This is a genomic window from Tunturiibacter empetritectus, from assembly GCF_013410875.1.
Taxonomy (GTDB): domain Bacteria; phylum Acidobacteriota; class Terriglobia; order Terriglobales; family Acidobacteriaceae; genus Edaphobacter; species Edaphobacter empetritectus.
In genome coordinates this window covers 671,904-686,850 of sequence record NZ_JACCCU010000002.1, presented here as the reverse complement: position 1 = coordinate 686,850, position 14,947 = coordinate 671,904, and the positions used below count along the sequence as shown (strand labels likewise).

At 56.7% G+C, this 14,947-nt stretch carries 8 protein-coding genes; 4 read left to right on the top strand and 4 right to left on the bottom strand.

Going from position 1 to position 14,947, the window contains the following annotated elements; genetic code table 11:
* Positions 1 to 29: 29 nt before the first annotated feature.
* Positions 30 to 2,546 carry an amylo-alpha-1,6-glucosidase gene (locus tag HDF08_RS15080; protein WP_179639441.1) on the top strand — a complete coding sequence of 839 codons (2,517 nt, stop codon included), beginning with the start codon at positions 30 to 32 and terminating at the stop codon, positions 2,544 to 2,546.
* A gap of 54 nt (positions 2,547 to 2,600) precedes the next feature.
* Here HDF08_RS15080 and HDF08_RS15075 read toward each other — a convergent pair whose 3' ends face one another.
* Positions 2,601 to 3,473 carry a GNAT family N-acetyltransferase gene (locus tag HDF08_RS15075; RefSeq protein WP_179639440.1) on the bottom strand — a complete coding sequence of 291 codons (873 nt, stop codon included), beginning with the start codon at positions 3,471 to 3,473 and terminating at the stop codon, positions 2,601 to 2,603.
* A 192-nt stretch (positions 3,474 to 3,665) separates the two neighbouring features.
* Here HDF08_RS15075 and HDF08_RS15070 point away from each other — a divergent pair, with 192 nt between their 5' ends.
* Positions 3,666 to 4,472 carry a class I SAM-dependent methyltransferase gene (locus tag HDF08_RS15070; protein ID WP_179639439.1) on the top strand — a complete coding sequence of 269 codons (807 nt, stop codon included), beginning with the start codon at positions 3,666 to 3,668 and terminating at the stop codon, positions 4,470 to 4,472.
* A gap of 16 nt (positions 4,473 to 4,488) precedes the next feature.
* On the opposite strand, the gene HDF08_RS15065 is transcribed toward HDF08_RS15070, so the two are convergent.
* From HDF08_RS15065 to HDF08_RS15055, 3 genes are all read right to left on the bottom strand, one after another.
* Positions 4,489 to 6,285, bottom strand: coding sequence for a glycoside hydrolase family 13 protein (locus HDF08_RS15065; RefSeq protein ID WP_353069627.1), 1,797 nt, complete (start codon positions 6,283 to 6,285; stop codon positions 4,489 to 4,491).
* Between the two features lie 27 nt (positions 6,286 to 6,312).
* Positions 6,313 to 8,172, bottom strand: a complete 1,860-nt coding sequence (locus tag HDF08_RS15060; protein WP_257031161.1) for a glycoside hydrolase family 13 protein — start codon at positions 8,170 to 8,172, stop codon at positions 6,313 to 6,315.
* Between the two features lie 74 nt (positions 8,173 to 8,246).
* Entirely contained in the window at positions 8,247 to 9,443 is a 1,197-nt protein-coding gene (locus HDF08_RS15055) for a GntR family transcriptional regulator (protein ID WP_179639438.1), read from the bottom strand.
* 510 nt (positions 9,444 to 9,953) lie between these two features.
* Between HDF08_RS15055 and HDF08_RS15050 the strand changes: the two genes are divergently transcribed.
* The gene (locus HDF08_RS15050) at positions 9,954 to 13,661 is read left to right on the top strand and encodes a TonB-dependent receptor (protein WP_179639437.1); all 3,708 of its coding nucleotides are present in this window, start codon (positions 9,954 to 9,956) and stop codon (positions 13,659 to 13,661) included.
* 200 nt (positions 13,662 to 13,861) lie between these two features.
* Positions 13,862 to 14,839 carry a tetratricopeptide repeat protein gene (locus HDF08_RS15045; RefSeq protein ID WP_353069622.1) on the top strand — a complete coding sequence of 326 codons (978 nt, stop codon included), beginning with the start codon at positions 13,862 to 13,864 and terminating at the stop codon, positions 14,837 to 14,839.
* Positions 14,840 to 14,947 lie beyond the last annotated feature (108 nt).

Sequence of the window (14,947 nt, the reverse complement as noted above, 5' to 3'; positions counted from 1 at the left end):
ACTGGTGGTCTTTTGAGGTGGAGGGGCCGATGAGAGCTGCGTTTGCCGGGGTGGTCATGCTTGGGGGAATTGCGGCTGCGCAAACAGGGGCTCTGCGGCCGGTCGATGCTTTTCCTGTGGCCGATGGCGCGCTGACGATTCGACGTCACGTTGAGACCGGGAAGCCATTTACCGTGGCGGGGACCCGCGGCGTCATACTGGGGCAGCAGGAGGGGACTTTTGAAGCGTGGGTGTTGCCAGTCAAGCTGCTTAGCCACTTAGCGATTCGAGCAGAGGTAGAGGGCTACTCAGTGCCGATCGATCTAAATGCGGGTGCGGCGGAGATCGAGGTATCTCCCGACCACACCGTAATTACGTATTCGCATATTGCCTTCACGGTACGGCAGATCATGTTTGCGCAAGACGATGCGGAGGATGGGACGGGCGCGGTAGTGATGTTTCAGATCGACTCGACGAGGCCGATGGATTTGACCTTCAGCTTTACTCCGGAGATGCGGCCGATGTGGCCACAACGCAGCCAGGGAGTTCCGTCGGCGGAGTGGGTGAAGCAGCAGGATGGCGGGTTCTATGTGTTGCATACCGACTTCCCGAATCTCGCGGGAGCTGTGGCGATGCCGAATACTCAGCCGGGGATTCTGGCTCCCTATCAGGAGAAGCCGCGAGTTTACCCGCTGGAGCTGAAGCTGCACTACGATCCGAAGCGGGATACGAACCGCTACTTCCCGTTGCTGATGGCGATGGGAGATACTGTGGAGACGGCGACGAATGCCGCGCTTCAGGGGAAGCTGGAGCGGTTGAATGCTACTCTGCCGCAGGTGTATGCGAAGCATGCGGCGCGATATGCCGGGATGAGGGACAGCCTGACGGCGATTAGCACTCCGGATGCTGGATTGAACGATGACTTCGCCTGGGCTGAGATGTCAATTGAGCAGTTGAGGGCGAAGGCGCAACCAAGTGGGGAGATTGGTCTGGTTGCGGGATATTACTCGTCGGGCGATTCGGCGAGGCCTGGATTTGGCTGGTACTTTGGGCGCGACAGCTTGTATACACTCTATGCCGTGAATGGCTTCGGCGACTTCGGGTTGGTCCGCGACGAGCTTGAGTTCCTGATGAAGCGGCAGCGTGAGGATGGAAAGATCATGCACGAGTATCCGCAGACCGCGGCTTACTTTGACTGGAAGAACTTCTCTTACGCTTACGCTGCTGCTGATTCGACGCCGCTGCTTTTGACGGCGATGCTGGACTACGTACGGACCAGCGGCGATGTCGATTTTCTTCGGAAGCATCGGGAGACTGTTGAGAAGGCGTGGCGTTTTGAGACGACCCATGACACCGATGGTGACGGGATCTACGACAACTCTCAGGGGACCGGATGGGTGGAGAGCTGGCCGACCGGGATGCCGCATCAGGAGATCTATCTTGCGCTGCTGGATCAGCAGGCTTCGGCTGCGATGGCGAAGCTGGCTGGGCTGCTGGAGGACAAGGCAACGGCTGACTCTGCCGGTGCGCGGGGTGTCGAGTTAGCGAAGAAGATTGAGGCGGAGTACTACGATGCTTCGCGGCAGGCTTATGCGTTCAGCCGGAACGCTGATGGGTCGCTCGACCGCGCTGCTACGGTCTATCCGGCGATTGCATGGTGGGACGGCGGTGAAGGTTTGGCTCATGCGCAGGCGAGCTTTCGGCGGTGGGCTTCGCACGATTTTTCTACCGACTGGGGCCTGCGGGATGTCGCCGAGAGCGATCCTTTTTATGATCCGATCAGCTATCACCAGGGGTCGGTGTGGCCTCTGTTTACCGGGTGGGCGTCGGTGGCGGAGTACCGTGCGGGACATTCGCTGGCTGGGTACGCGCACCTGATGCAAAATGCGGATCTGACTACGGCGCAGGATCTTGGCGCGGTGACGGAGTTGTTGTCGGGTACGTTCTTCCAGCCTTTCGGGCGCAGCACGAGTCATCAGCTCTGGTCTTCAGCGATGGTGATTACTCCGATGCTGCGTGGTCTGTTTGGTGTCGATGTGGACGGGCTTGCAAACTCCATTCATCTTGATCCGCATCTCCCTGCTGACTGGGACCATGCTGCTGTCGATAGGCTTCATGTGGGTGCGTCTATTTGCTCGCTGGAGTACCAGCGTGAGGCGCGTGGCCTGGTGGTGAAGGTGAGTACGCTCTCTGGCCCGACGGTTCGGCTGGCTAGTACGGTGAAGGGTTCGCGGGCTTCGGCAGCTGGTTCGTCGGTGGTCTTTGCTTTGCCGGCGGTTGAGGTTGTAGTGCCGCATGGGTTGCCGCTGCCGGGAGCGCGGACGGCGCAGATGAAGGTGCTGAGCGAGGTCTCGGAGGCGCACTCGATGAAGCTGGAGTTCGAGGGACAGGCGGGCACGACCGTCGAACTGACGGTTCGGCGGAATGTGGCCAAGCTGAATCTCCACGTTGAAGGTGGAACGATTGTGGATGCGGCAGCCGGCAAGGGTGATGGGTTGGAGAAGCTGGTGGTGAAGTTTCCGCAGGGTACGGGGTATCAGCAGAGTGCTGTGACTTTGAGCTGGTAAAGGTATGCGTGCCGCCAGCGTTCTCGATGGATCGAACAGTGTGCCGGGCGGAGACTAGAACAGTATGGACGGCAGCCAGGAGCCGGCGGGATCGTTATACAGCCCGACGCTCATCAGCGTCATGGGCTGAACCACTCGCAGACCATTCTGCAGGCACCACCGCAACAATGCGCTATTGCGAGAGGGGACGAGGATTCCAGGACCGGCAAAGGAGTCTGCGGAAGCGATCAACGCCTGCATATCCGGATTTGTCTCCGATGATGAGTGGCCAAAGAAGGCGAGATGGGTTGTGTATCCGGTAACGCGCCCTTCTCGTTCGACGACCAGGGCTGTGCCTCGCGAGATGGCCTGTTGCAGGTCGACGGCGCGATCGAAGCCATGAACGCGGCGAGAGAGCGAGTTGCAGGCATCTTCGTCGGTCGGAGTAGCGGGCCGCACCTGGCATCCGGGAACGCTGCGCTCGCGAGTCTGTCCCTGCAGGCAGCAGAGCGGCTCACGGACGTCGAAGCCGCAGGAGGTATAGAGGGAGAGGGAGCGATTGTGAAAGGCCGCCTGGACCAACCGTACTCCGGCGGCTCCGCGATCATGGGCGCGATTCATCACGGCCTGCATCAGCAGACGGCCGACACCCCTGTTCTGTACCGCGGGGTCGATCGTAATGGGTCCGACGCCGCGGATGATGGAGCGCTCGTCAAGGACGTTGCTGCCGACGATCTGGCCGTCGATCTCCGCCACAACGCAGTAACAGTTGGGGTCTGAAAACATCGAGGAGATGGCACGTATCGCCATCTCAGGTCGGGGGAAGTCGGGTGGAAAACCATGAGCAGAGCTGATGGCAGTAAAGGCGTCATAATCAATCTGCCCACAGGTTGCGGCATCTTCGGCTGTGGCAGATCTGATAACGACAGACGTATCTTTCGACGGCATCGTGAAACGCCTCCAGTTTTGTGCGAGAAGTCTACCAGCGCAGCATTCAGCGTATAGGCCAGCAGAAGCAAGCTCAGCTTGTACATAATCAGGCTCGTTTGACTTTACGTCTTTTTGAAAATTCCAAAGTAGGTTGCTAGTCTGTTAGCCAATTCATCCACCAATAGAAACAGGCTGAGGAGGATCTCTAACGTGTCACAGAAAGTGGATCTCTATGACAGTGCATATGGAAATTATGTGTCGGATACGTACCGACATGTGCGCATCGAGACCTACGGCGAGGATTTTGGGCAAACAAGCTGGGTTACAACGGAAGAATCCAACGAAATCCCCCAACTGCTGGACCTGAGACCCGATTCGTTTGTGCTGGAAGTGGGGTTCGGTTCGGGTGGCTATGCGTTGCACCTTGCGGAAAAGGTGGGCTGCCGTCTCGTCGGGTTAGATATCAATCCATTGGGAGTTCGCAATGCGAACCAACTTGCGCTGGCAAGAGGCCTTGGTTCAATGGCCCGTTTTGAGCAGTGTGACGCTTCGAAAAATCTGCCTTTTGACGACGACAGCTTTGACGCTGTGTTCTCGAATGACGTTTTGTGCCATCTTCCAGGACGTCCCGAGGTGCTGGCTGAGATGTTTCGCATACTGAAGCCCGGCGGACGGATGCTGTTCAGCGACGCTCTGATAGTTGGCGGATTGCTTTCCAACGAAGAGATCGCCACGCGCAGCTCGATTGGTTTTTATGTGTACAGTCCGCCCGGAGAGAATGAACGACTCCTCGAGCGAGCAGGGTTTCGCCGGATCCGCGTAACCGACACAACCGAGAGTGCATCTCGGGTGGCGAAACAGTGGCATGATGCACGGGAGAAAAGGAAAGAGGAACTGGTCGCAGCGGAAGGCGATATCAACTTCGAGGGGCTGCAGCGGTTCCTTTCCTGCGTACATACCCTAACGGGCGAAAAGCGCCTACTGAGGTATCTGTACTTTGCGATTAAGGAATCGTGAGATGATCGGCCAGTGTTTACTGGACCTCTGCGATCCAGGTGGCGTACGGTGCGAGGGTGACGGGCTTAGTGAGTGGGGCGTGATTGATGACGGGGTCGTTGGTTTCGAGGGTGGCGGTTGCGCCTTTGGTGAGGCCTAACGCGGCATAGTCGTATTTCAGAGTTTGGGGTTTGCCGGAGAAGTTGAGCGCTACGAGGACAGAGGGTTTGCCGGGTGGCCCTTGGCGCAGGTAGGAGAGGACCTCTTCGTTGGGATTGAGGACGGTCATGCTGCCTGCGTAGAGGGCTGGGTTGGTGCGGCGTAGCTCGATGAGACGTTTGTACCAGTTGAGCATGGACTCGTGGTCGGGTGACTCGACGGCGACGTTGACGGTCTTGTAGTCGGGCGCGACGGGGAGCCAAGTGGTGTTGGCGGTGCTGAAGCCTGCATTCTTCGAGTCGTTCCACTGCATGGGAGTGCGTTCGCCGTCGCGGCCTTTTTGTTTGGGCCAGCCGGTGATGCCTTCGGGGTCTCTTACGTCTTCCACGCGAGTGGGAGTTGTGGTGACCATGCCGATCTCGTCGCCGTAGTACATCTGCGGGGTTCCTCGTGAGGTGAGGAGCAGAGTTGCCATCATGCGTGCGATGCGGGCCTTCATGGCGGGATCGGTGACGCCGATGCTGTAGCGGTCCCAGATGCGGTCCTGATCGTGGTTGCCGAAGAAGAAGTAAGGCTGGCCGTGAGCGGGGTTGTTCTCTACCTCTTTGAGGAGCTCGCGGAACTTTGGCGCGGAGAGCTCGTTGACGTCGGCTACCTGGAAGTCCATGGGGAGCTGGACCTCGTCGTTGTTGGCGCCGTACATCTTGGAGAGCTCGAAGATGTTGGGTTCGTCCGCTTCGCTGATGAGGACAGGATTGCCGGGGTATTGGTCGACGACCTTGCGCATCTCGCGGAGCATGTCATGAACTTCGGGGAGGTTGTCCGTGTATTTGTGAACGATGTTGGGGTCGCCGAAGGCGTTGGTACCCGGAAGGATGGGGTCGTCGTGGAGGTTGGGATCTTCGAAGAGGCGGGAGACGGCATCGATGCGGAAGCCGTTGACGCCTTTGTCCATCCAGAAGCGGAGGACGTCCATCATGGCCTTGATAACTTCGGGGTTGCGCCAGTTGAGGTCGGGCTGCTGGACGTAGAAGTGGTGGTAGTAGAACTGCTTCGTGGTGGCGTCGTACTCCCATGCAGAGTGGCCGAACCAGCTCTGCCAGTTGTTCGGGGGGGTTGGTTTGCCGTCGGCGGTGAAGCCCTTGGGGTCGCGCCAGATGTACCAGTCGCGTTTGGGATTGGTGCGGGAGGAGCGTGATTCCTTGAACCAGGCGCTCTGGTCAGAGGTGTGATTGGGAACGTAGTCCATGATGACGCGGATGTTGCGGCGTTTGGCTTCCGCGGTCATGTGCTCGAAGTCGGCCATGGTGCCGTACTGGGGATCGATGGCTGTGTAGTCGGCGATGTCGTAGCCGAAGTCGATCTGCGGCGACGGATACATGGGGCTGATCCAGATGGCGTCGATGCCGAGCTGCTTGATGTAGTCGAGACGGGAGGTGATGCCTTTGATGTCGCCAATGCCGTCGCCGTCGGTGTCCTGAAAGCTTCGGGGGTAGATCTCGTAGATGACGCCGTGCTTCCACCAGGGGTCGGCGGTGGTGTTCTTCTGGTCGGCTGCGGGGGGGGCCTGAGTTGCAGTTTGAGCAAACGCGCCCGGTAAGAGACTACCGAGCGCGAGGGCTGCACAGAGGAGGGAGTTTGCAATGCCTGAAGTGCGTAACGGCGTTTTGTTCACGAGCGACCCCTTTAGGCGTAGCTGTAGCTATTTGCTGGAGCCGATCTGGCCAATCTGTCCAATCCACGACGCGTACGGCGGTAGCGTGATGTTCTGCAGGCTGGTGTTTTGTTTGAGACCGGGTGCATTGGTAAGGACCGTGGTCACCGCCTTGCCGGAGCCGCTCGCTTTGCCGAGATCGAGCGAGATGGTCTGGGGTTGAGCGGTGAAGTTGAGCGCTACGACGACTGAAGGATGGCCGGCGACGCCTTCGCGAAGGTACGAGAGAACAGATGGATTCGACTCATCGAGTATGACCTGTTTTCCGTCGCGAAGTGTGGGATCGCTTTTGCGCATTGCGATGAGCTGCTTGTACCAGTTGAGGAGCGAGTCGGGTTCGATCTCTTCCGCCTTCACGTTGATGGTTGCGGAGTTGGATGGGACGGGAAGCCATGTGGTTGATGATTCGCTGAACCCGGCGTTCTTGGAGTCGTCCCATTGCATGGGTGTGCGCTCGCCGTCGCGGCCTTTTTCCTTTGGCCAACCTGTGACGCCGATGGGATCCTTCACATCTTCTTTGCGCTTGGGTGTCGAGGTGACCATGCCGAGCTCTTCGCCGTAGTACATGAGCGCGGCGGAGCGGGAGGTGAGGAGGACGGCTGCGAGGATTCTAGCGATGGCCTGATTGTGCTCACTGTCGCTGTAGCGATCCCAGGAGCGGACGTTGTCATGGTTGTCAAAGACGAAGAGGGGTTGCGAGCCATTGAGCTTGGTCTCGGCATCGTTAAGGAAGGTGCGAAAGCTTGCGGCATCGAGCTTGTCGTGGTCGCCGTGGAAGCCGAGGAGCATGTCCATGGGGAGTTGCAGCTCATCGTGCTTTGCGCCACCGTACCACTCGTTGAGCGCGGCGGTATCGGGAAGATAGGTTTCGCCGATGAGGACGCGGTTGCCGGGATATTTTTCTACCATGGTGCGCATGCGGCGCATGACATCGTGAACGTCAGGGAGATTGCTGGTGTAGATGTCTTTGAGGTTGGGATCGCCCTGGGCGTTGATGCCTCCAGCCTCGGGTTCGTTGCGGAGTTTGGGGTCTTCGAAGAGAGTTGGGATGGCGTCGAGGCGGAAGCCGGCTACGCCGCGGTCGAGCCAGAAGCGCATGGCGTCGAAGCAGGCCTTCTCGACGGCGGGATTGCGCCAGTTGAGGTCGGGCTGCTGCTTGTAGAACTTGTGGTAGTAGAACTGATGGACGGCCGGGACCCACTCCCATGCCGAGCCGCCGAAGCCGGAGACCCAGTTGTTGGGCGGGACGCGGCCTTCGTGCTCGAAGCGCTTTTGATAGGCAGTGACGTTGGGGCCGTTGGCGGGAACGCCGTCGTTCCAGACGTACCAGTCATGCTTGGGGTTGGAGCGAGAACTCGCGGAGTCGATGAACCACTGGTGTTTGTCTGAGGTGTGGTTGAGGACCATGTCGAGGATGACGCGAATGTTTCGCTGTTTGCCCTCGGCGATGAGGTGGTCCATATCGGCGACGGTGCCGTACTGCGGGTCTACGGACTGGTAGTCAGAGATGTCATAGCCGAAGTCGACCTGGGGCGAAGGATACATGGGCGCGATCCAGATGGCGTCGATGCCGAGGCTTTTGAGGTAGTCGAGGCGCTGAGTGATGCCGTTGAGATCGCCGATGCCGTCGCCGGTGGAGTCCTGAAAGCTGCGGGGATAGATCTCATAGAAGACGGCGTGCTTCCACCAGGGACCGTCATTATGTGTCGCGGCGGCGACGGATGAGGGCTGCGGTGTCTGACTGAGCGCGTGGCTGCCGTAGGTCCAGAGCGCGCTGGCGGCAAGGATTGCGAGCACACGCAGCCAGCTTGAAGTAGATGTGTTGGAACGGCGTAACTTAATCGTCAAAACAGGCCTCCGGGGAGTTCGCAACACTATAGCATTCGGGATGCAGGCTGCGACCTAAGGATATGGCATTTTGATTAGGTGAGTTTGTGAGTCGGGAGGGGATGGGTTCCACACGAGCTGCGCAGGACTGTTTTTGTCTGTAAAAGAATGTCGCGGGTGGGGAGGTCGGGTTTTTCGAGTCGCTGCAGCATGGTAGCAATGGCCATGGCGCCGATGTCGGCACAGTTCTGATGCTGCGTCGTGAGCGGCACAGGGAGGAGGCTCGCGTATTTCACGTCATCAATTCCGACGATGCGGATCTCCTCCGGGACGCGTATTCCGCGAGCAGTAAGACCTTGCATGATGCGGGCCGCAGTGATGTCGTTGGCGCAGACGATGGCATCCGGATGGCAGTCTTTGAGTATGGTCTGGAGAAACTTCGGATCTTCCGGATCGCCGAGGCGAACGAGGTCCTGTTGCTGGTTGCCTCCTCGCGCGAGCAGAGCCTCTCGATAGCCGGCGATTCGTCCGTGAACCGTCGAGGCCGAGAGGCGCCTGGCGACGAAGGCGATGCGTTTGGCTCCGTGCTGAAGCAGATGTTGCGTAATGAGAAAGCCTGCGCTGCGATTGTCGATGCCCACGAGGTCATACTTTGAGCGGCGGGGATACGGAGCGTAGCACCTGTCCAGCAGCACCACGGGGATTCCTGCACGATCGAAGGCAGAGGCGATGCGGCGGTTGACGATGTCTTTTTCGGGAGTGAACTCGAGCGGCGCAAAGAAGACGCCTGAGACTCTTTGCGCGATGTACTTATGGCAGAGCTGCTCGGCCTCCTTCTGCTGCTGGGCGAACTCGCCCATGGAGTGCCCCCACAAGAGGGAGTGCGGCCGTGAGAGAGGCGACCGCATCATGCCGTTGCAGATGGGCTCGAAGATTTCGGTTCGGCCGAGATCGGGAATGAGAAGCCCGAAGACATGATCGGCCGAGGCAAGAGGTGCGAGAACGTGGGTGCCTGCGCCTGGTCGTCGCGATACCAGGCCCTGCAGCTGTAGTTCATGAACGGCTTTAGCCACCGTGATGCGTGAGGTGTTGTAGCGCTCTCCGAGTTCGGCTTCGCTGGGAAGACGTTCTCCGCGACGAAGGGTTCCGGCTTTGATGGCGGAGTGAAGATCCTCAAAGACCTGGCGATACTTTGGCGTAGCAGAAGAGTCTTTTTTGTTGCGTGACCTGGGTTGCGATTCGACGGCTGGCGACGGCGAGGTGTCGATTCGGTGGACCGGCTTCTTCTTCATGTCGTCAACCCCGACGGATTGGTTTGAGGTCTGTCGCTAATGTATAGACAAACTTGTCTTCCGACGAGTTTGGAACTCAATTCGTTACTTTGAATGTGGTCAACCTTTTGATTGAGATTTTACTGCACCTGCGACATTGCTGGGTTTGTGAAAAATTACGCTAAACGTATATCTATCAGCAATTTATCGGTCTTATAAAACAAAACTACAGTAAGATTACCGAGCTAAAGGTAGGACCAATTTCTTGAATCTTCTTCATACTTTTCATAAAGATTTGTCCTGTCAACAACTTGCAAATTATTAACAGCTCTAGGTCGTTGACATTGTCTCGAGGCCGCGAGTATTTTTCGGTTCGATTCAAAAGGTCAGGAACTTCGGGTTTGAAAGGGCGACATTTGCCCTGACTACGTCGTGCAAGATTGATGCCGTTTGAATTCTGAAGTGATGTTCGGCAGCACTCAAAGATGATTGCCAACAGTTAGCAACGTGAAGCACTTTTGGAGGTTTGCAATGAGATTTGTGATGCGCGCAACAGTGGGGTTGGTATTTGCCGTGTGTGCTCTGGCGTCTTCGCCGGTGGCATATGGCCAGGCAGTTTACGGATCGATCTTCGGCTCGGTGACGGATACCACGGGCGCAGCGGTCCCAGGGGCGACTGTGACGGTGACCGACGAGGCCAAGGGCACAACTGTCACGGCAACCTCCAACGGGAGTGGCGAATTCACTATTGAACACTTGATTCCAGACCTCTACGACGTGAACGTGACCGCGCAGGGTTTCAAGGGATTTGAACAGAAGGGTATTCAGCTCTTTGCCGATACGTCGACCAAGGTAGTAGCGGCCATGACGGTCGGAGGTTCGGATCAGACTGTGGAAGTCGATGCAGATCAGGTTCCGCAGTTGAAGACTGACCGCGCGGATGTTTCTACAATCTTCGGCTCGAAAGAAATTGGCGATCTGCCGGTTGGTGGCCGGAACTTTACAAACCTTCAGCTTCTTCTTCCGGGTGCGCAGTTGCTTGGCTGGAGCCATGCTCCAGATGAAAACCCACAGGGGAGCGCCCAGATTCAAGTCGATGGACAGGCCTTCGGTGGCGTTGCTTTCATGCTCGATGGTACCGATAACCAGGATCCAATTCTTGGAATCATCGTGGTGAATCCGAATCTTGATTCACTTTCCGAGACCAAAATAACGACGCAGAACTTCGATGCAGAGTTTGGTAAGGCTGTCTCGTCGGTGGTGACTGCGCAGACGAAGTCCGGTTCAAATAAATTCCATGGTTCTGCTTTTGACTATCGCACCAGCACTGCAAACCTTGCGAAGGATCCCTATACACAGTTCCCTGCCGAGGGCGGCAACGCCGGCAGCGCCATTGCTCCAGGTCTGAAGAATTTGTTTGGGGGATCGATTGGTGGTCCGATTTGGAAGGATAAGTTCTTCTTCTTTGGCGACTACCAAGGTGCGCGTCAAAGAGTAGGAACCACCTCTTCGACCATCGTCCCTACTTCCCTGGTTACCTCCTCGTGTCTAAGTGGAAATGGTTGCAATTTCAGCGAATTTGTTAACCCTGGGTTAGGCCTGAATTACCCGGTGTATCACAACGTCGACGGCGCCTCGGTGCAGTATCCGGGGAATGTCGTACCACAAAGTGACCTTTCTGCTCCGGCCTTGAATTACATCAAGGCCATCGCACAGTACGCTCCAAACAAGATTGGGGCCAGTGGTTTGCTTGACACCTATGTCCAAGGTGGAACAGGTATCTTTAACAGCAATCAGTGGGACGTGCGATTGGATGGACAGATTACACAGAAGGCGCACGCTTTCGTTCGCTTCAGCCGGTTTACAGATACGCTGACTGGAACCTTGCTTCTTGGAGCGGCTGGAGGCCCAGGCTTTGGCCTTGGTGGATATGGTGGAAACTCCACAGGCGCAAACGACAGCGTGGCGTCGGGTATGGACATTGCTGTGAATTCAACACTCGTCACAGACTTCAGACTGGGCTACTACCGCTATAACATCATCGATTCGAAGTTCGACGCTGGAACGACGGCGGCCTCTGATCTCGGATTCGGCGGTCTCAATACGGCGGACCCTATTACCAGCGGTCTACCGGGCTTTCAGATCAATACGTTTACCGGCAATACTCAGACAGAGTGGGGAGCCGGTCTTAACATCAATCGCTGCAACTGCCCCCTGATTGAAAAAGAGGACCAGTATCAAATTGTTAATAACTGGACTAAGACAATTCGCAATCATGCCGTAAAGGTTGGAGTTGATCTTCGCTATGCACGAAACCTTCGGGTGCCGAGCGACAATGACCGCACCGGACTATTCAATTTCAATGGAAATGCAACTGCGCCCTCTGATGGTACGACTCCGGGCCTTGGCTTCGCCTCCTTCGTAAAAGGGGATGTAAATACCTTCAATCGATACGTCAGCACCTCGACCAACGCGAAGGAATTCCAGAAGCGTACGTTCTTTTATCTGCAGGACACCTGGCGCACGACCTCCAAGCTGACGCTCAATTTGGGCGTTCGTTACGAGCTCTACTTCCCTGAGGATGTCAACGGAACCGGCAACGGCTCTCTTCTAGATCTGACGACCGGCTACCTACACGTAGCGGGTGTTGGGGGCGTTCCAACTAACATGGGCTGGGGCGCAGCGAAGAACGCCTGGAATCCACGTGTGGGTGTGGCGTACCAAGCGACCGATAAGACTGTCGTACGCGCCGGCTATGGCAGAAGCTTTGATTTAGGCGTATTCGGCTCAATCTTCGGTCACGTCGTAACCCAGAACCTCCCTGTTCTTGCGAATCAACAGATTACGGCAGCGGGTTCGAACGCTGCCAGTTATGTCCAGCCGTTTGATCTCACAACCGGGCCTGTAGCAAATCAAACAGTTACAGTTCCTTCCAATGGTCTGCTGCCGAATCCTGGCTACGCCGTCAACACGAAAGCTCGTCCTAACCCTCTGAAGCTTCCAACACTTGATGCCTGGAATCTAAGTGTCCAGCAGTCCATTACGCCGACCTTGTCTTTGACAATGGCTTATGTGGGCAATAAAGGAACTAATACCTTAAGTGCAGGTGATGGAAACAACACAAATCCAAATGAGCCAGGGATCTTTCTACCGGCGGCAGACAGCGTGACGGGAACTCCGCTGCACTACGATCCGGCCGGCGGCAACTGCTGGCCTCTCGGTCCTAACTGCACGGCGGCTAATGTCATCAATTCCGCGACCGGAGCAGTATCTTCACAGAATTTCCTAAAACGCTACTATGGCGGCAGTGTTGCGGCTTGTAAGGATCCGAACTATTCGCAGCCCACGGGTGAAGGTCTCGCTCCAGGCGCTTGCGGATGGAATCAGCCCATCTCCTACTATGGAGACAACCAGAATACTCACTTCAATGCATTGCAGGTGACTGTAGCTAAGCAGATATCTCATGGGCTTTCATTCACAGCGAACTATGCCTGGCAGCGTGGGTTCAACTACAACAACAGTTATGCTACCTGGTTGAAACAGGCTGCCTATGGGCGCGACGATTCGATTCGTGAGCAACAACTGGTTGTTTACGGTCTCTATGAGCTACCCGTGGGTCGAAACAAGCTGTTGCTTCCTAACTCGAACCGAATTGTGGATGAGATTATCGGCGGATGGCAGCTAAGTCCGGTACTCAATATTTCGAGTGGTTTACCGTATAGCCTTTCGATGGCTAACTGCGCGTCTTCGGTTGGCGGAAGCGGGATCGGTGACAACAGTGGTCACCCCACTGCGGCACCATGCTATCCGAACGGTAACCCAGGAAATTTCCATCCCAAACAGGGTAGCTTCAACCCGGTCAGCCACTCCAGGCCGTACTTCACTGCTCTTCCGGCCTTGTGTCCCGCATCGGGAGCTGGTTCGGGTGGCTTTACTTGCCCGGGCCTGGATCAGATAGGAAACACGGGCCGGAACAGCAACTTCGGTCCGCATTTCTTCAACACCGACCTGGCAGTCCAAAAGACCTTCCCGATCAAGGAAAGCATCTCGGCGATGTTCAGAATGGATGCGTTCAACGTCTTCAACTACATCAGCTCAGGTACCCCGAATGGCAACTCTAATAGTCTCGCTATCGATAGTAACGCTGCCATCACAAATGGTATCGGAGGCAACGGTATAGGGCCTGTTGGGGCATCTAGTCCGCGCCAACTTTCGTTTACGGCGAGAGTCACCTTCTAGCCGAACGAATTGTGCGAAGAGGGGAGCTTCGGCTCCTCTCTTTTATTTTGAGTTACACTCGGTCCAGATCTTTTATGTGTCACCTGCTCAAAGTGGTTCTATTTCGTTGCTTCACTTTTTCTGCGGTGCTGTCGCTGCCATTTGGGTTTGCGCAAAGTTCGACGCCAACTTTGCCAACAGAACCGACGCCTGAGACAAGGGTGTCCGCTCCAGGAGCTGCTTCTGGCGATGCTTCGCTCAACTTGGTGCAGTTGCGGGCGATGATCGATCGGGGGCGTACTGAGGATGCTTTGAAGAAGTTGGATGTGCTGGCTGCAGAAAAGCCGGTGCAAGCAGGGGTCTATCGGGTGCGGGGGTTGGCACTGTATTCGCTGAATGATTTTACGGATGCCGATGTTGCGCTTACGAGTGCGCTAAAGCAGGACCCCCATGATGAAGAGTCGGCGCAGTTACGAGGCCTGACGCTGTTTCGCATGGGGCGGCCTGCGGACGCGATTCCTCTGCTCGAGTCCACGTCCAGCTGGACAACGCAGACCAAAATCGATCCTAACTATGTGCTCGCACTCTGTTATATCGACACCAATCAGTATGACAAGGCGCGTGCGGCATTCGCGACACAGTATGGCTTTGCTGCTGATTCGGCAGCGGCCTATCTTCTGGCTGCGCGAATGCTGCTACGGCGAGATGGCCTGCCAGTGGCGCAGCAGTTTGCTGCGAGGGCGCTGGAGTTAGACCCGCAGTTGCCGCTGGCCCATTTACTGCTCGGCGAAGTCGCGCTCGCCGGAGAGCATCTGGATACGGCGATCGCGGAGTTTGAGAAAGAACGGAGCCGTAATCCGCTGGATGGGAGCATCTACGATAGGCTGGGGGACGCGTATAGCCGGTCGGGGGACTATACGAAGGCTCAGCAATCGTTGCAGCGCGCGCTGTTGTTGGAGCCGAATTCGACGGGGCCTTATATTCTGCTTGGTAAGGTTTTACTGAAGCGACAGGATCCTGCCAGCGCGTTGATGTATTTGGAACGTGCCGAAAAGATGGACTCGAGCAACTACATTACGCATAGTCTGTTGGGACAGGCGTATCGATCGCTGGGCAGGACAGGGGACGCAAGTCGAGAGACCGAGATCTCGCACAAGATACAGGCAGCGAACGAACCCAAACTGGAAACGCTTCATTGAAGATAAGGGGCATGCTTGTCGCGGAAGAAGCCAATGCGGATCACATCGCAAGACAGGTCTTCTCGGCGCGATGGCGGATCGTTGCAGAAGCAAGTAGCCTGGCATAGG